This window comes from Devosia sp. A369 (assembly GCF_054489345.1).
Genome location: NZ_JBTMWV010000004.1, coordinates 221,227 through 238,018, shown reverse-complemented (window position 1 = coordinate 238,018; position 16,792 = coordinate 221,227). Strand labels below are relative to the sequence as shown.

The window sequence follows — 16,792 nt, the reverse complement described above, 5'->3', positions numbered from 1 at the left end:
CAGGGGCGGCTTGGGGAGAGTGTGGCCTTCCTTTCGTTCCGTGAGTGCCCCCATGACCACCACCCTGCCCCAATGGCTTGCTGCCCAGACTGTCGATCCGAAACTGGCCTCGGTGGTGGCGAGCATGGCGGCGGCGAGTGCGGAAATCGCAGGCGTATTGCGGCTGGCGCCGATCAGCGGACAGACCGGGCTGGCCGGGCACACCAATGTGCAGGGCGAGGCGCAGAAGACGCTCGATATCGTCTCAAACGACATTGTTTTGAATCACATAGGGCAGAATCCCAATGTGTCGATTCTGGTGTCGGAAGAGCTGGATGAAGCGGTTCAGCTGCCGAATCAAGGACGCTATCTGGTGGCGACCGATCCGCTGGATGGATCTTCAAACCTCGACGTAAACGTCACTGTGGGCACGATTTTTTCAGTGCTGGAGGCCAGCGGCGGACTGTTGCAGCCCGGCACGGCGCAAGTGGCGGCGGGTTATGCGGCCTATGGGCCGGCGACCAGCCTGGTGCTGACCTTTGGGCAGAACGTGGCGGCGTTCACGCTGGATGCAGCCGGGGTGTTCGTGCTGACCGGCGACGGGCTGCAGATCGCCAAGGCGTCGGGGGAATATGCCATCAACACGGCGCGCGAGCGGTTTTGGGATGCGGCGACGCGGGGCTATGTGGACGAGAATGTGGCCGGGGAAACCGGGCCGGCGGGCAAGCGCTACAATATGCGCTGGGTCGGCTCGATGGTGGCGGATATCCATCGGATTTTGATGCGGGGTGGGATTTTCATGTATCCGCTCGATAGCGAGACTGTGAGCAAGGGCGGGAGGCTGCGGCTGCTCTATGAGGGCAATCCGATGGCGCTGATCGTCGAAGCGGCGGGGGGCGGCGCGACGACGGGGCAGCAGCGGATTTTGGAACTGATGCCGAGCGAGATTCACCAGCGGGTGCCGGTGATTTTGGGTTCGGCCGAGGAAGTGGCGCGAGTGGAAGGCTGGTATCGGCGGTAGGCCATACTGCGCGCGTCACAAGTGTAGAGCCCTCGGGTCAAGCCCGAGGGTGACGATCTGGGGTGATCGCGCCTTGGAAATTGCAACGTTGCGATGCTCCGGCTATAGCTCGGTCACTCAGCATCCCGGAGCAATCATGACCGACGCCAGCCTGCCCAACACCAATTCGACCCCGTGGCCGAGCCGGCCGTTTCATCGGCAGTATCTGATGCGGCAGGCCAATAATCTGTTCGATTTTTTCCAGGCGCCGTCGATCAATCCCAAGGGTGGGTTTTTCGAGCTGGAGGATGACGGCAAGCCGATCGATGCGGATAATTCGACGCGGCAGATCCATGGCACGGCGCGCATGGTGCATTGCTTTGCCATTGGCAGCCTGATCGGGCGGCCGGGCTCGGACGAAATCGTCGATCACGGCATGCGCTATCTCTGGGAAAAGCACCGCGATGCCCGGCACGGCGGCTATATGTGGTCGCTGGATGACCATGGGCCCAAGGATTCCAGCAAGCAGGCCTATGGCCATGCCTTCGTGCTGCTGGCAGCCTCGAGCGCCAAGCTGGTGGGGCATCCCCTGGCCGACCAGATGATCGCCGACGTGACCGAAGTGATCAACACGCGGTTCTGGGACGAGAAAAGCGGCTCGGTGCGGGACCAGTATAACCAGAACTGGAGCCAACTGCTGCCCTATCGCGGGCAGAACGCCAATATGCATATGACCGAAGCGCTGATGGCGGCCTATGAGGCGACGGGTGACAAAGCCTATCTGACCAAGGCCGAGCGGATCGCCGAGCTGATCATCCTCAAGCATGCCGTGCCGTTGGGGCACCGGGTGGCCGAGCATTTCGACGATCAATGGGTGCTCGACAAGGATTATGAGGGCAATGAAATGTTCCGCCCGTCCGGCACCACGCCGGGGCATTGGCTGGAATGGGCGCGGCTGCTGTATCAGCTGTGGGTGCTGGGCGAAAAGCGGCTGAGCTGGGTGACCGCGGCGGCGCGCGAGCTGTTCCGCCAGTCGATCGAGCTGGGCTGGGACAAGGCCCATGGCGGGTTTTTCTATACGCTGGACTGGGACAACAAGCCGATCATGCGCGAGAAGCTGTGGTGGCCGGCGAGCGAGGCCATCGGCGCGGCGGCCTATATTTCGGCCTTCGACAATGAGGATTATTTCCAGAGCTGGTATCGCAAGCTGTGGGACTATGCCGAGAACCACGTGATCGACCATGTGCGGGGCGGCTGGCTGAGCGAACTCAAGGAAGATCTGACGCCGACGTCGCGGCTGTTTGTCGGCAAGCCGGATATTTATCACGCGCTGCAGGCGTGTCTGATCCCGCTCTATCCGGCCACGGGGAGCCTGACCAAGGCGATTATCGAGGCGGATCATACGGTGAAGCATTTGGTGTAGCGGGGCGCTCGTCGCACTGGTGCGTGTGGCTCCACCCCCTCCTGGCCTCCCCCATCCCCTCCTGGCCTCCCCCATCAAGGGGGAGGTATCAGATCGGGGTTGGGGGGGATGGTGCCATTTTGGTGGATGTGGTGCACTGCGCTGTCCCCGCCCTCGGGGCCAAACCACCCCCACCCTTGATCCCTCCCCGCAAGGGGGAGGGTGACGACTGAGAAATCGTATTCCAAGCACCTTGAAGCCAGTTGCAAAAGCATGCCCCGTTAGGCGGTTGCCAGTGTTGGCTGGCGCGCGTAGAGCAGCGTCACTGATTGAGGAGCCAGAAGATGTCCCGCCCTGCCCGCTTGCCTGCCCAATTGCCGCGTGTGCTGGTTGACCGTGCGGTCGCCGCGGCGCTGGAGGAAGATCTGGGGCTGGCGGGGGATTTGACCAGTCAGGCGACGCTGCATCCCGAGGCAAAGGCCACCGCGACGCTGTCGGCGCGCGAGGCCGGGGTGATTGCCGGGCTGGAACTGGCGGCGGCGGCGTTTCGGCTGGTGGGCGATGGCGTGGTGTTCACGCCGGCGCTGGCTGATGGCGATGCGGTGGCCGTTGGTGGGCTGGTGGCGACGGTGACCGGCCCGGCGCGGCTGGTGATGTCGGCCGAGCGGGTGGCGCTGAATTTTCTCAATCATATGAGCGGCATCGCCACGCTGACCCGGATTTACGCCGATGCGGTGGCGGGGACCGGGGCGCAGATCTGCGACACGCGCAAAACCACGCCGGGGCTGCGGGCGTTCGAAAAATATGCGGTGCGGTGCGGCGGCGGGGCCAATCACCGCTATGCGCTGGATGACGCCATCCTGATCAAGGATAACCATATCGCGGTGACCGGCAGCGTAACGGCGGCCTATCAGGCGGCCGAGGCGTTTGCCGGGCATCTGGTGGCCATCGAAATCGAGGTGGCGAGTTTGGCCGAGCTGGAAGAGGCGCTGGCGGCCGGGGCGCGGGTGATCCTGCTCGACAATATGGACAATGAGTTGCTGCGGCAGGCAGTGGCGATCACTGCCGGCCGGGCCAAGCTGGAAGCCTCGGGTGGGGTGAAGCTGGAGCGGGTGCGCTCGATTGGCGAAACCGGCGTCGATTATATCTCCACCAGCCAGATCACCATGGCGGCGACCCCGCTCGATCTGGGGCTCGATGTGGTGGTGGAGGCTTAAGGTGAGTGTGACCATGCAGGCGCCGACCGATCAGGCTTTGACCAGGCTGGCGCTTGAGGCGGCGATTGCCGCGGCGCGACTGATTTTGGATGTCTATGCCCGGCCGATTGCGGCAGAGACCAAGGCAGATGGCTCGCCGGTGACCGAGGCCGATGCGGCGGCGGAAGCGGTGATCCTCGATCTGCTCAAGCCGACCGGCATTCCGGTGCTGGGCGAGGAAAGCGTGGCGGCGGGGATCATTCCGGTGCTGGGCGAGCGCTATTTCGTGGTCGATCCGCTGGACGGGACCAAGGAATTCATCAAGCGCAATGGCGAGTTCACCGTCAATATCGCGCTGGTGGAGCATGGCGTGCCGGTGATGGGCGTGGTGCTGGCGCCGGTGACGGGCGAGACCTTTGTCGGCGACGCTTCAGGCGCCTGGTTCTGCAATACGCTGGACGGGATTGTCGGCGAGCGGCGGGCGATTGCGGTGGCCGGGGCGGAACGGCTGCGCATTGTGGCCAGCCGATCGCATGGGCATAAGGCGCTGGCGTCCTTGTGTGAAACGCTGGATGTAGAGGCCGATGTGTCGGTCGGCTCGTCACTGAAATTCTGCCTGCTGGCGCGGGGCGATGCGCAGCTTTATCCGCGATTTACCCCGACTTCGGAGTGGGACACGGCGGCGGGACAGGCGGTGCTGGAGGCGGCCGGCGGGGCGGTGGTGACGCTGGATGGGGCGCGGATGACCTATGGCAAGAAGGCATCGGGGTTCTTGAATTCGTATTTCGTAGCGGCGGCGAGTGTGGAACTGGCGCAGCGGGTGGCGGCGGAAATGGTGAAGTTGCTGGATTAGGGAACTTCGGCGGTTTGGCTCCACTCCACCAGACTGTTCACGTTGGTCGCGTCTCGGTCGTATCGGTTCGTTCGCCTCCCTCCCCCTTGAGGGGAGGGATTGAGGGTGGGGGTCGTCCAGCTGCCCGCAATGCCACCCCCTCCCCGGCCCTCCCCTCAAGGGGGAGGGAGGGCATGGGGGCTCGCTGAGGTCGAGCATAGGCTGCTGTTTCGCGGGACAATCCATAGATCGCGCCGCTGCGATCATTTCAGGATGGGTCCCGGCTCAAGGCCGGGATGACATCGCGGTCGTTGCCTGAGCCATGCAACCTGATCTTAACTGCTCTGCTGGATGAATCGCGGCGGATTACTTGCGCGATGGCGGCTGGGCATATACAGAACCGGCATATACCGGCCCGGCATATGCCCGGCGGAGCCAGCGCATGAACGTCAGAACCCTATGCCTATCGATCCTCTATGACGGGGAAGCGACCGGATATGAAATCCGGCGGCTTTGCGTTGAGGGCGAGTGCTCCTATTTCGTCGAAGCCAGCTTCGGCTCGATTTACCCGGCCCTGGCCCGGCTCGAAGATGCTGGTCTGGTGACCAGCCGCACCGAGCAGCAGAGCGGCAAGCCAGCCAAAAAAGTCTATTCGATCACCGACGCAGGCCGTGCGGCCTTCGCCGAGGAACTGGCAGCACCCTTGGGCGAGGACATGTTCCGCAGCCCATTCCTGCTGTTTGCGCGTTTTGCCCATATCCTGCCGCGTGAGCTGGTGGAGATGCGGGCCAATGAATTTTTGCAAAATAATATCGAGGCCCATCGCAAGCTCGAAGACGCCTTCTCGCAGCGGGAAAGCAACGCTTCGGACGCCTGGGTCATAAATTATGGTCGTGCGGTGATGGAGGTTGCCGAACGGCATATGCGCTCCCATATGCACGAACTGATCACTTTGGCGCGAGCCGAGCCGGGCAAAGACGCGGCTGAATAATAGGGACGAGACCGAATGCGTGCACTGTTTTCCTATGGCGTAGCCCTGCTGATCCTGCTCGGTATCGGCGGCTGGCTGGCAACCGGAACCCTGGTTGTCGGTGGTAATGGCCCAGGCAAGGGCGAAACCAAGATTATTTCGGTGATTGAAGGCCAGGAAAATGGTCCTCTCGCCACGACGCTGGGCGAGGCCGGCATACTGGCCGAGCACCCCCATCCCGAAACCGATCCGACCCTGACCATTGCCCAACGCAATGCTGCGGAAAATGGCGGCTCGGCCCCGGTGCCAACGGTGCAGACGGTGACCTATACCGCCGAGCCGATGAAGATTGACGTCCCCCTGCGCGGGCGCACCCAGGCCAAGGCCTCGGTCGGCGCCGTGGCGGAAACTGCCGGCATTGTCGATGCGGTGCATGTGACCAAGGGCCAGACCGTGGCGGTGGGCGATGCCCTGTGCACGCTGGACCAGGGCACCCGCGTTGCCGCCGTGGCGCAGGCGCAGGCCGGGCTGGAACAGGCCAATGCGGGCCTCGTGCAAGCCCAGCTCGATTTCGACACCAATGCCGAATTGCGGACGAAAGGGCTGGCGGCACCCAATACCGGCCGGGCCCTTGACGTGGCGCTGAGCGGCGCCAAGGCTTCTGTGTCCTCGGCACAGGCCGGGCTCGACAATGCCCAGGCTGAACTCAACCGTACCGAAATCAAGGCCAAGGTGGCCGGCGTGGTGCAGGACCCGGTGGCAAACGCCGGCTCGATGCTGGGCCAGGGCCAGCCCTGCGCTACCATCGTGCAGCTCAACCCCATGGTGTTCCTCGGCCAGGTGCCGGAATCGCGCATCGGGCTGGCCAAGCTGGGGCTCGACGCGGTGATCACCACGGTGACCGGCGCCAAGATCGACGGCAAGGTGACGTTCATCTCGTCGGTGGCGGACAATGCCACCCGCTCCTTCCCGGTTGAAATCGAATTCGCCAATGACGATCTGTCCATTCGCGACGGGGTGACGGCGGAAGCCATCGTGACCCTGGGCACCGCCCCCGGCCATCTGCTTCCGCAGTCGGCCCTGACGCTGGACGATGAAGGCACGCTGGGCGTGCGCACGGTCGAGGACGGGTTGGTGGCGTTCCACGAGATCACCATCGTCAGCGATACCCGCGATGGGGTCTGGGTCACCGGCCTGCCGCTGCGCACCGATGTCATCACCGTGGGCCAGGAAAATGTTACCGCCGGCCAGGCCGTGAAGGCCACGGCCGGTGAAACTCCCACCGCAAGCGCAGAAAGCGTCTGATCATGGTCGAGTTTATCGTCAAAATCCTCAGGATGCCGCGCGTCGTCCTGACGGTCATGGTGATCATGCTGGCGGCGGGCATTTCGGCCTATATCTCGATGCCCAAGGAGAGCTTCCCGGCCATCGATGTGCCGTATCTCTACGTCTCGATCAGCCAGACCGGCGTGGCCCCGCGCGACGCCGAAAACCTGTTGGCCAAGCCGGCCGAGGAAGAACTGGCCAATCTGCCGGGGCTGGTCAATATCAGCTCGACCTCGACCACCGGCCACGCCTCGGTGTTCCTTGAATTCGATATCAATACCGACAAGGACAAGGCGCTGAACGATACCCGGGCCCGCATGGACGCGCTGCGCTCCAAGCTTCCCAAGGAAGCCGATGATCCAAGCGTCAATGAAATCGATCTCGTTGGCATGCCGATCATCTCGGTGGCGGTCTATGGCACCGCGCCCGAAAAGGAACTGGTGCGCCGCGCCGAAGACCTGCAGGACGCGCTGGAAGGCATTGGCGAAGTTCGCGAGGCCGTGCTCTCGGGCGCCCGTGACGAAATCCTCGAAGTGCGCATCGACCTGCTGCGGCTGGAAGCCTATGGGCTGACCGCCAACCAGCTGTTTGACGCGCTGAGCCGCAACAACATGGTGGTGCCCGGCGGCACGCTCAATACCGGCCAGGGCGCGTTCAATATCGAGGTTCCCGGCCTCATCACCAATCCGCAGGACGTGTTCGCGCTGCCGCTCAAGACCGATGGCAACACCGTCGTGACCTTTGGCGACGTCGCCACCATTACCCGCACGCTGTCCGACGCCACCGATTACACCACGGTCAATGGCCAGCCGGCGCTGATCCTGGGCGTGTCCAAGAAGCTGGGCACCAATATCATCGACGTGTCCGACAAGGCGCGCGCGACCACCGCGACGCTGGCCGAAAGCTGGCCGGAGGGTGTGCATTACAGCTTCTTCCTCGATCAGGCCGAGACCACCACCAGCCTGTTCCGCTCGCTGGAAGCGGCGGTGCTGACCGCGGTGGCGCTGGTGCTGATCACCTGCGTGGCGACGCTGGGCATCCGCCCGGCGATCATGATCGGCATGTCGATCCCGCTGTCCTTCATGATGGCGTTCCTAGTGGCCCAGTCGCTGGGCATGACCATCAACATGATGGTGATGTTCGGACTGGTGATCGCCGTGGGCGTGCTGGTGGACGACCCGGTGGTGGTGGTCGAATATGCCGAGCGAAAACTGCAGGAGGGGGTGTCCAAGAAGGAGGCCTTCATCCTGGCGGTGCGCAAGATGTTCGTGCCGGTGGTGGGGGCTACGGCGACCACGCTGGGCGCGTTCATTCCGCTGCTGTTCTGGCCGGGCATTATCGGCAAGTTCATGAGCTATCTGCCGATGATCGTGATCATCGTCATGGTGGCGTCGCTGATCTCGGCGCTGATCTTCATGCCGGTGATCGGCGCGGTGATCGCCTCCACGCATATCGATCCGAAGGCCAAAGAGGCCGCCGATACCGTGATGTATGCCGACAAGTTCGACTCCAAGAAGGTCAAGGGCCTGACCGGCATCTATGTGCGGATGCTGGAGCATTTGCTGCATTGGCCGTTACCGACGCTGGCGGTGGGCTTCGGCATCATCGCCACGATCTTTGTCACCTATGCCACCCATCCGACCGGCACCGAGGCCTTCCCGGCCTCGGAGCCCGAATTCGCCACGGTGGCCGTGGTGGGGCGCGGCAATTATTCGCCGGAAGAAATCCGCGATATGCTGGCCGATATCGGCGACGAGATCATGCAGGTCCAGGGCATCCAGGACGTGATCATGCAGTTCGGCGCTACCGGCGCCTTCGGCACCACGCCGCCGGATACGATCGGCAATTTCCAGCTGCAGTTGGTGGATTATAATAATCGCGTCAAGGCCGAGGAAATCTTCGCCAATATCCGCGAGCGCGTCGCCGGCTTTGCCGGGCTCGATATCCAGGTGCTGGCGGCCGAAAATGGTCCGCCGGCGGGCAAGGATATCAATCTGCGCGTCGAGAGCACCAATTACGATGATCTAGTGCCGACGGTGACCGCGATCCGCCAGCATCTGGAAAGCATGCCGAACACGGTCGACATCGAAGATGGCCGCCCCTCCCCCGGCATTGACTGGCAGATCACCATCGACCGCAACGAGGCCGGAAAATACGGCATCGGGGTGCGCGAGTTGGCGCCCTATGTGCAGCTGGTGACCTCGGGCGTCAATCTGGGCACCTATCGTGATGCCGAGACCGGCAAGGAACTCGACATCAAGGTTCGCCTGCCCAAGAACGAGCGCACCTTCGACGCGCTCGACTCGATGCGGATTGCCACGGCGCAGGGCATGATCCCCGTCAGCAATTTCATCGAGCGGACCGCCGTGCCCAAGGTCGCCAATATCCAGCGGCGCAATCAGGTCTATCAGATGCCGGTTGCTGCCGGCCTCGCCAACCTGCCGGAAGGGGTTTTTGTCGCCGACCGGGTGGCCGAGTTGCAGAGCTGGATTGCCGAACAGCCCTTCCCCGAGCGGGTAACCATCGCCTATGGCGGCGCTGAAGAGCAGATGGGCGATGCCAACGCGTTCATCGTGCAAGCCTTCGGCATGGCGATGTTCCTGATCTTCTTCATCCTGCTGCTGGAATATAACAGCTTCTACCAGGTGATGGTGACGCTCTCGACGGTGATCATGTCGGTGGCCGGCGTGCTGCTCGGCATGCTGGCGACGGGCATGAGCTTCTCGGCCATCATGACGGGTCTGGGCATCGTGGCGCTGGCGGGTATCGTGGTGAAGAACGGCATCGTGCTGATCGACACCTACAACGACTATAACCGCCACCAGCATGTCGAACCGGTCAAGGCCATGCTGCTGACCGCTGCGCAACGCGTGCGGCCGGTGCTGCTGACCGCGTTCCTCACGGCGCTGGGCGTGATCCCGATGTGGGCCAATCTGGAGTTCGACTTCATCCGGCGCGAAATCGTGCTGGGCGGCATTGCCGGCTCCTGGTTCATCCATCTCAGCGCCGCGCTGGTTTCGGGGCTGTTCTTCTCGACGGCGCTGACGCTGATCATGGTGCCGGTGATGGTCACCGCGCCGACCGTGATGTGGGCCCAGATCAAGTGGGTCATGGAGCGGTTCGGCCGGATGCGCGGCGCGGGCCGGGTTGGTCAGGCCGTGGCGGCGCCAGCGGGTTTTGACGGCATGGCCGTGGAAATCCCGGCCGATGCCGATGGCAGCAAGCGCTATATCGTCAGCCCGGATGCCGGGCTGGTGGAGAAGGAAAAGAACGGCGTGACCGTGGTCAGCCGACCGGACCGCCCCGAAGCGGCGGAATAGACTAATTGAGGAATGAGGAAAGGCCCGCAGCGATGCGGGCCTTTTTTGTTCGCGACGGCCTTGCCAAATTAGCTATTTTGGCTATATTTTCATCTTAGCTAATTTAGCCAAGGAGACGCGCCATGGCCGCGATGACCGCTACCGATGCGAAGAACAAATTTGGGCAGGTGCTGGAGATGGCGCAGGCCGAGCCGGTTCGCATCCAGAAGAATGGCCGTGACGTCGCCGTCGTGCTGTCGGCCGAGCAGTATGGGGCGCTGGTGGCGCAGAGCGACGCGCCGCGCGTTAACCCGCTGATCGTCAAGCTACACGGCGAGAGCATCAAGCGCTGGGGCAAGGTGTACGAAGCCCTGGCGAAATAGCCCCATGGCCCCGCGCATCTATCTCACCCTTGATGACGTGCTCTGGATTCATCAGGAGCAGTTGCAACACTATGGTGGCGCGCCAGGCGTGCGCGACCAAGGCTTGATCCTTTCCGCGCTATGGCGCCCCCAAACTGGCTATTATGCCGATGTGATCGAGGAGGCATCGGCGCTGTGGGAGAGCCTGGCGATGAACCACGGCTTCATTGACGGTAACAAGCGCGTGGCACTCGCCAGCACTATTCTGTTTCTGCAAGCCAATGGTGTCACCCCAATCGGCGAGGAAGATGACTGGATCGCCTTCATCTATGGGAACCTTGAGGCCGGTACATTTCGCAAGGATGTGCTGGAGCAATGGCTGCATGAGCATACGGAGCCGCTGGAGTAGCAGCGGCAGCCGTTAGATTTTAGCCCGACCGTCATTACCGGGCTTGTCCCGGCAATCCAGCGATGACCCCACGTCCGCTGGACCACCCGAACAAGTCGGGTGGTGACGGGGCGGAGAAATCTCGGGATGGGTCCCGGCTCGAGGCCGGGATGACATCGAGCGTTGGGGGCAGTAGTGCTGCCACCCTGCCCTATTCGCCGGCGGGGGTGCCGCGTTTGACGAAGCCGTCGGGGTCGTTGGCAGTGCGCAGCAGGAGCTGTTCTTCGGCCTCGGTGGCCTCGCGCTGGCGGTTCCACATCTGGGCGTAGAGGCCGTCATGGGCCAGTAGCGCAGCATGATTGCCGCGTTCGGCGACGACGCCGTCGCGCAGCACCAGGATCTCGTCGGCATTGACCACGGTGGACAGGCGGTGGGCGATGACCACGGTGGTGCGGTTCTTCGAGACCACGTCGAGAGACGACTGGATGTCGCGCTCGGTCTTGGTGTCGAGCGCCGAGGTTGCCTCATCGAGGATGAGGATGGACGGGGCCTTGAGGATGGTGCGCGCGATGGCGACGCGCTGCTTCTCGCCGCCGGACAGTTTCAGGCCGCGCTCGCCGACCGGGGTTTCGTAACCTTTGGGCAGGCTTTCGATGAAGTGACCGACCTGCGCCATGTTGGCAGCGGCGTGGACCTCGTCCGGGGTGGCGCCGGGGCGGCCATATTCGATGTTGTAGCCGACCGTGTCGTTGAACAGCACGGTATCCTGCGGGACCATGCCGATGGCCGAGCGCAGGCTCTTCTGGGTGACGTCGCGCAGATCCTGCCCGTCAATGGTGATCGAGCCGCCGGTGACATCGTAGAAGCGATAGAGCAGCCGGGAAATGGTGGACTTGCCGGCGCCGGTGGGGCCGACAATGGCGACGGTCTTGCCGGCCGGCACTTCGAAGCTGACGCCCTTGAGGATCGGCCGATCAGGATCGTAGTGGAAGGTGACATTGTCGAAGCGGATGGTGGGATTGCTCACATCGAGCGTCCCGGCCGCTGGCTTGTCGGTGATCTCGGGCTCCTGATCGAGCAGGCGGAACATTTCCTCGATATCGGTGAGGCCCTGACGCAGCTCGCGATAGACGAAGCCGATCTGGTTGAGCGGCCGGTAGATCTGGATCAGGAAAGTGTTGAGCAGGACGAAATCGCCCACGGTCAGCGTGCCGCCGATGACGCCATAGGCGGCCATCACCAGGATGACGACGGTGCCGGCATAAAAGATCAGCGCCTGGCCGAAATTGAGGGTGCCGAGCGAGGTCCAGATGCGGACAGCCGAGCGCTCATAGCCGGCCATGGCGGCGTCGTAGCGCTTGGCTTCCATGTCCTCATTGGTGAAATATTTCACCGTCTCGTAATTGAGCAGGCTGTCGATGGCCTTGGAATTGGCATCGGTATCGCTGGTGTTCATGTCCCGGCGAATGGAAATGCGCCAGTTGGACGCCTTGATGGTCCAGACCAGATAGCCCCAGATCACCAGCACCAGCACGCCGAGATAGCTGATCCCGAACATGACGACAAAGATGATGGCCGTCACCACGAACTCGATCATCGTCGGGACGATGTTGAGCATGGTGAAGCGGACGATGGTTTCGATGCCCTTGATGCCGCGCTCGATGACCCGGCTCAGCCCGCCCGTGCGGCGCGCCAGATGGAAGCGCAGCGACAGCTTGTGCATATGCACAAAGGCCTCATAGGCCAGCTGGCGCACGGCATTCTGGCCGACGCTGGCGAACCACACGTCGCGCAACTGCTGGAAACCGGCATCAATCAGGCTGGTGACGCCATAGGCGACCACCAGCATGATCGGGATGGCGACGCCCATGATCAGCGCCGAATTGGGATCGGTGCCATCGAGGGAGTCGATAATGCCCTTGTAGAGGAAAGGAATGAAGGTGGTGGCGACCTTGCTGACGATCAGCGCGGCCAGCGCGATGACGACGCGCCAGCGCAGATCGGCGCGATCGGCCGGCCACATATAGCGCCACAGATTGCGGATAGTAGAGACGATCGAGCCTTCGTCCGCGCTAACGGACGGCTTCTTATCAGCGCTATCAGAGGACATCAGGCGGTTTCCGATTCCAGATTGACTGGCGCGGGGCTGAAGCCCGCGATCATGCCGGCATAGGCGGCCCCGAGGGCGTTCAGCCGGTCATGCTGAACGATGTAGCAATTGCGCGTGCCACGCGGCTTGCGCTCGATGAGGCCGGCGTCGAGCAGCACCTTGATGTGCTGGGACACGGTGGACTGGGCCAGCGTCAACTCGTCAGTGACATCGGCGCAGCAGCACTCGCCGCGCTCCTGCTTGGCCAGGATGCGCAGAATATTGAGCCGCACGGGGTGGCCCATCGCTCGCATGATGGAGGCAATGTCGTCGTCGCGCATGGTCTGTCTGTCTTTAATCGTCATTTGACGATAAAATGGGGTTTCTCGCGCCAATAATCAATGGCCCGCCGAGTGGCGGGCCATGTTGTGCGCATAGTTTTTCGTGTTTTGCGTCCAAACCGCAAAATTAATTCGGCAGCTCGAACACCTGGCCGGGGTAAATCCGGTCCGGATCGCGGATCTGGCCGGTATTGGCCTCATAGATCGTGGTGTATTTGATGCCCTCGCCATAAACGCGGCGGGCAATAGTCCAGAGATTGTCACCACGCCGGATGATGGCCTTGCCCGAAGCAAAGCGCTGGGCATCGGGCGAGCCGACAGCCACCGCAACCAGAGTGGGCACGGCGGGCTCCGCGGATGGCGCCGGCTGGGCCGCAGGAGTTGCGGGGGCAGTTGGCGTGGCCGCAGGCGTTGCGGGCGAAGCGGCTGGCGTGGGCTCGGCAGCAGCTGGAGCGGGCTCTGCCGTGGCCGCAACGGGCGCAGGCGGGGTTGTGGCTGGTGCGGTGGCAGCCGGAGCGGCTGTGGCCGCAGCGGGCGCGCTGGGCTGTGCGGCGGGGGCCGGAGCGGCGGCAGGAGACGTTGCCGGGGCCGGTTCGGCTGGGGCGGCGACGGCAGGGGCGTCAGCGACGGCGACTGGGGCGGCGTCGGCGGGAAGGTCGACCTGGAAGTCAACTTCGGCGCGGGCGGCGACGCTGGCGCTATTGGCTTCGAGCAGGTCGACGCGGACGCGCTGTTGCGGCGCAGTCAGCACCTTGCCGGCTTCAACCAGCCAGCGACCATCGGCGACGATGGTGTCGGCGATGAAGGCGTCATCGACATAGAGGCGGATGGTGGCACCGTTGGGACCAGCACCGGCAAAGAAGGTGCGGTCACCCTCGATTTCGATGGCGTCGATGGTGGGCGGCGCGACGGTAGATGCGACAACGGGCGCAGCCGGTGTCGGGGCAGCGGGAGTGGCTGCCGCAACGGCTGCTGGCGCGTCGGCGGCTGGGGCCGGCGCGACGGAAGGGGTCGGGGCAGCGACGGCCGGAGCCGGCTCAGTGGCGGGCACCGGCTCAACTGCGGGGGCAGCGGCAATCGCGGGCGTTGAGGGCTCGACGGCAGGCGCGGCCGGGGACGCCGTGGACGGCTCGGCTGCCGGTGCAGGCGTTGCTGTGGCAGGGGCTTCGGCCGCAGGGGCCGGCTCCGTAGCAGCGGGTGCGGCGGCAGCGGGTTCGGTTGCCGGAGTGGGCGCAACTGCGGCAGGTGCTGCCGGTGTCGAAGCAGGCGCGACCGGATCGGCGGCGGCCAGTTGGGTGGTGGTTGCGGCGGCGGGGCCCTCGAGGCCCTGCAGCACCTGGCTGATGGCGCCCGGCGTGCTGGCGACGACCAGCGGTTCGCTGGTCTTGTCGTCATTGATGACGACCACGAAGGACTGAGCCGCCTGGCCGGTCTTGCCGACTTCGGCCAGAGTAATTTCGGTGCCACCGGGGGCGATGGGCGCGTCGGGCACCAGTACCCAGTCGCCGCTAGGCTCCACCACGGTCTTGCCCAGCAGTTCGCCGTTGGAGAAAATTTCAACTTCGCTGCCTGGCGTGCCGCTGCCGGCGATGACCACCGAGCCGTCCGGCTCGGCGCGGAGCAGGCCGAAAGTGGCGGCGATCAGATCGTCGGGAACCTCGAGGCCTGGCGCGACATCGAGCGCGGGTTCGCCGACCGATGTTTCGGCGGCGGGCGCAGCATTGGCGGCTGGGGTTGCGGCGTCGGTGGCGGCAACGGCCGTCGGCGGCAGGATCCCGGATTCGACCAGCTTGCCGCGCAGACAGGCGCCCATGCCGTCAGCCGAATTGAAGCAACTGACCACGGACGGACCGGTGAGCACACCGATGATGACAGCAAGGGTAACCGCCGCTGCCCCGATGGTGAGCGCTAGAGGTTTTTTCGGAGCGGTTTCGGCCAGTTTGTCCTCCCGGACCGTTAGGGCAATTCCTGCTGCGCAGGCTGCCCGGTTAAGCCAGTTTTGCTGTCGTGTGCTGCGCCGCTTCAGTTTTCAACAGCTTGTAGGTGATTGATTCATACAGAGCTTCAAAGGACGCATCAATGATGTTGGGCGAAACGCCCATGGTGAACCAGCGCTCGCCGCTACCATCGCGGCTTTCGACCTGTACACGGGTGATCGCGCCCGTGCCGCCATCGAGGATACGCACCTTGAAGTCGACCAGCTCGAGATCTTCGATGCGGCTGGAAAACTTGCCCAGATCCTTGCGCATGGCCAGATCGAGCGCGTTGACCGGGCCATTGCCCTCGGCCACCGACATCAGCAATTCGCCCTCGACGCGCAGCTTGACCACCGCCTCGGTGACGGTGATTTCCTCGCCCTGCGCATTGTGGCGACGCTCTACGCTGGCGCGATAATTTTCCACGGTGAAGAAGCTGGGCAGCGTACCGAGCACTTCATGGGCCAGAACGGCGAAGGACGCATCGGCGCCGTCATAGGAATAGCCGCGCGATTCGCGGTCCTTGACGGTGGCGAGCAGGGTTTCGAGACGCCGGTCATCCTTGGCCAGTTCGATGCCGTGGCGAGCCAGAGCGGTCAGCAGATTGGACTTGCCGGCCTGCTGGCTGACCATGATGGCGCGCTCATTGCCGACGCTTTCGGGCGGGATATGCTCGTAGCTGGAAAAATCCTTGAGCAGGGCCGAGGCATGGATGCCGGCCTTGGTAGCGAAGGCCGAAGCGCCGACATAGGGCGCCTGCTTGAACGGCGCGCGATTGAGGCGGTCATCGAAGGCGCGGGAAATCTGCGCCAGCCGGGTCAGGCGGGCCGCGTCGATGCCGGTTTCGAAGCGGTCGGCATAATAGGGTTTGAGCACCAGGCTGGGGATCAGGGTGATGAGATTGGCGTTGCCGCAGCGCTCGCCGATGCCGTTGAGCGTGCCCTGAATCTGGCGCACGCCGGCTTCGACGGCGGCCAAAGTGTTGGCGACGGCCTGGCCGGTATCATCATGGGCGTGGATGCCGATGCGGTCGCCGGGAGCGACTTCCAGCACCTGGCCGACAATGGCGCTCACCTCGGAGGGCATGGTGCCGCCATTGGTGTCGCAGAGCACGACCCAGCGGGCGCCGGCATCGAGCGCGGTCCGGATGCAGGACAGGGCGTATTCCGGATTGGCCTTGAAGCCATCGAAGAAATGCTCGCAGTCGATCAGCGCTTCCTTTCCGGCGGCGACGGCGGCGGCCACGGTGTCGCGCAAATTGGCGAGGTTTTCCTCGAGGGTGATTTCGAGCGCGGTCTTGACCTGATGATCCCAGGTCTTGGCGACGAAACAAGTGGCGTCGGCCTTGGAATTGAGCAGCGCCTGCACGCCGGGGTCGTTGGCGGCGGAACGCCCTGCCCGCTTGGTCATGCCGAAGGCGGTGAACTTGGCCGTGCTGGTGCGCTTGGTTTCGAAGAACTCGGTGTCCACCGGATTGGCGCCGGGATAGCCGCCTTCGACATAGTCGACCCCCAGCTCTTCCAGCAGACGGCAAATGGCAATCTTGTCCTCCAGCGAGAACTCGATGCCGGCGGTCTGGGCGCCGTCGCGCAGGGTGGTGTCGAAGATGTAGAGGCGGGTTTTGGTCATGAA

Annotated in this window: 13 protein-coding genes; 9 read left to right on the top strand and 4 right to left on the bottom strand. The window is 63.7% G+C overall.

Going from position 1 to position 16,792, the window contains the following annotated elements; genetic code table 11:
* Nucleotides 1-52: 52 nt before the first annotated feature.
* The 9 genes from ACX3OZ_RS07765 to ACX3OZ_RS07725 all read left to right on the top strand — a co-directional run bounded on the left by ACX3OZ_RS07765 (nt 53) and on the right by ACX3OZ_RS07725 (nt 10,775).
* Nucleotides 53-1,000 (top strand): class 1 fructose-bisphosphatase, encoded by a 948-nt coding sequence (locus ACX3OZ_RS07765; protein WP_459104215.1) that lies wholly within the window; start codon nt 53-55, stop codon nt 998-1,000.
* Between the two features lie 136 nt (nt 1,001-1,136).
* A complete protein-coding gene (locus tag ACX3OZ_RS07760) occupies nt 1,137-2,402 on the top strand; it encodes an AGE family epimerase/isomerase (protein WP_459104214.1) in 1,266 nt (421 codons plus the stop codon).
* Nucleotides 2,403-2,725: 323 nt separating this feature from the next.
* Nucleotides 2,726-3,598: a carboxylating nicotinate-nucleotide diphosphorylase gene (gene nadC, locus ACX3OZ_RS07755; protein ID WP_459096984.1), complete on the top strand. Its 873-nt coding sequence runs from the start codon at nt 2,726-2,728 to the stop codon at nt 3,596-3,598.
* A 1-nt stretch (nt 3,599) separates the two neighbouring features.
* On the top strand, nt 3,600-4,430 hold the full coding sequence (gene cysQ / locus ACX3OZ_RS07750) for a 3'(2'),5'-bisphosphate nucleotidase CysQ (RefSeq protein WP_459096985.1): 831 nt from the start codon (nt 3,600-3,602) through the stop codon (nt 4,428-4,430).
* A 421-nt stretch (nt 4,431-4,851) separates the two neighbouring features.
* Nucleotides 4,852-5,400, top strand: a complete 549-nt coding sequence (locus tag ACX3OZ_RS07745) for a PadR family transcriptional regulator (protein WP_459096986.1) — start codon at nt 4,852-4,854, stop codon at nt 5,398-5,400.
* 15 nt (nt 5,401-5,415) lie between these two features.
* Complete coding sequence (locus ACX3OZ_RS07740) at nt 5,416-6,684, top strand: efflux RND transporter periplasmic adaptor subunit (RefSeq protein ID WP_459104213.1); 1,269 nt, start codon at nt 5,416-5,418, stop codon at nt 6,682-6,684.
* 2 nt (nt 6,685-6,686) lie between these two features.
* Nucleotides 6,687-10,025, top strand: a complete 3,339-nt coding sequence (locus ACX3OZ_RS07735; RefSeq protein WP_459104212.1) for an efflux RND transporter permease subunit — start codon at nt 6,687-6,689, stop codon at nt 10,023-10,025.
* Between the two features lie 122 nt (nt 10,026-10,147).
* Entirely contained in the window at nt 10,148-10,387 is a 240-nt protein-coding gene (locus ACX3OZ_RS07730) for a type II toxin-antitoxin system Phd/YefM family antitoxin (RefSeq protein WP_459096989.1), read from the top strand.
* Between the two features lie 4 nt (nt 10,388-10,391).
* A complete protein-coding gene (locus ACX3OZ_RS07725) occupies nt 10,392-10,775 on the top strand; it encodes a type II toxin-antitoxin system death-on-curing family toxin (RefSeq protein ID WP_459096990.1) in 384 nt (127 codons plus the stop codon).
* A gap of 190 nt (nt 10,776-10,965) precedes the next feature.
* On the opposite strand, the gene ACX3OZ_RS07720 is transcribed toward ACX3OZ_RS07725, so the two are convergent.
* The 4 genes from ACX3OZ_RS07720 to cimA form a co-directional block, all read right to left on the bottom strand.
* Nucleotides 10,966-12,864, bottom strand: coding sequence for an ABCB family ABC transporter ATP-binding protein/permease (locus ACX3OZ_RS07720; RefSeq protein ID WP_459096991.1), 1,899 nt, complete (start codon nt 12,862-12,864; stop codon nt 10,966-10,968).
* On the bottom strand, nt 12,864-13,184 hold the full coding sequence (locus ACX3OZ_RS07715) for an ArsR/SmtB family transcription factor (RefSeq protein WP_459096992.1): 321 nt from the start codon (nt 13,182-13,184) through the stop codon (nt 12,864-12,866). Before ACX3OZ_RS07715 ends, ACX3OZ_RS07720 begins: the two co-directional genes overlap by 1 nt.
* A 127-nt stretch (nt 13,185-13,311) precedes the next feature.
* Nucleotides 13,312-14,997 (bottom strand): LysM peptidoglycan-binding domain-containing protein, encoded by a 1,686-nt coding sequence (locus tag ACX3OZ_RS07710; protein WP_459104211.1) that lies wholly within the window; start codon nt 14,995-14,997, stop codon nt 13,312-13,314.
* A gap of 175 nt (nt 14,998-15,172) precedes the next feature.
* Complete coding sequence (gene cimA / locus ACX3OZ_RS07705; protein ID WP_459096994.1) at nt 15,173-16,789, bottom strand: citramalate synthase; 1,617 nt, start codon at nt 16,787-16,789, stop codon at nt 15,173-15,175.
* Nucleotides 16,790-16,792 lie beyond the last annotated feature (3 nt).

What these genes read in the sequence shown, in the direction of transcription:
- ACX3OZ_RS07740 (WP_459104213.1), top strand. Translation starts at nt 5,416, where the DNA reads ATGCGTGCACTGTTTTCCTATGGCGTAGCCCTGCTGATCCTGCTCGGT.
- ACX3OZ_RS07745 (WP_459096986.1), top strand. Translation starts at nt 4,852, where the DNA reads ATGAACGTCAGAACCCTATGCCTATCGATCCTCTATGACGGGGAAGCG.
- ACX3OZ_RS07760 (WP_459104214.1), top strand. Translation starts at nt 1,137, where the DNA reads ATGACCGACGCCAGCCTGCCCAACACCAATTCGACCCCGTGGCCGAGC.
- nadC (WP_459096984.1), top strand. Translation starts at nt 2,726, where the DNA reads ATGTCCCGCCCTGCCCGCTTGCCTGCCCAATTGCCGCGTGTGCTGGTT.
- cimA (WP_459096994.1), bottom strand. Translation starts at nt 16,789, where the DNA reads ATGACCAAAACCCGCCTCTACATCTTCGACACCACCCTGCGCGACGGC.
- ACX3OZ_RS07735 (WP_459104212.1), top strand. Translation starts at nt 6,687, where the DNA reads ATGGTCGAGTTTATCGTCAAAATCCTCAGGATGCCGCGCGTCGTCCTG.
- ACX3OZ_RS07725 (WP_459096990.1), top strand. Translation starts at nt 10,392, where the DNA reads ATGGCCCCGCGCATCTATCTCACCCTTGATGACGTGCTCTGGATTCAT.
- ACX3OZ_RS07720 (WP_459096991.1), bottom strand. Translation starts at nt 12,864, where the DNA reads ATGTCCTCTGATAGCGCTGATAAGAAGCCGTCCGTTAGCGCGGACGAA.
- ACX3OZ_RS07710 (WP_459104211.1), bottom strand. Translation starts at nt 14,997, where the DNA reads ATGGGCGCCTGTCTGCGCGGCAAGCTGGTCGAATCCGGGATCCTGCCG.
- ACX3OZ_RS07715 (WP_459096992.1), bottom strand. Translation starts at nt 13,184, where the DNA reads ATGCGCGACGACGACATTGCCTCCATCATGCGAGCGATGGGCCACCCC.
- ACX3OZ_RS07730 (WP_459096989.1), top strand. Translation starts at nt 10,148, where the DNA reads ATGGCCGCGATGACCGCTACCGATGCGAAGAACAAATTTGGGCAGGTG.
- ACX3OZ_RS07765 (WP_459104215.1), top strand. Translation starts at nt 53, where the DNA reads ATGACCACCACCCTGCCCCAATGGCTTGCTGCCCAGACTGTCGATCCG.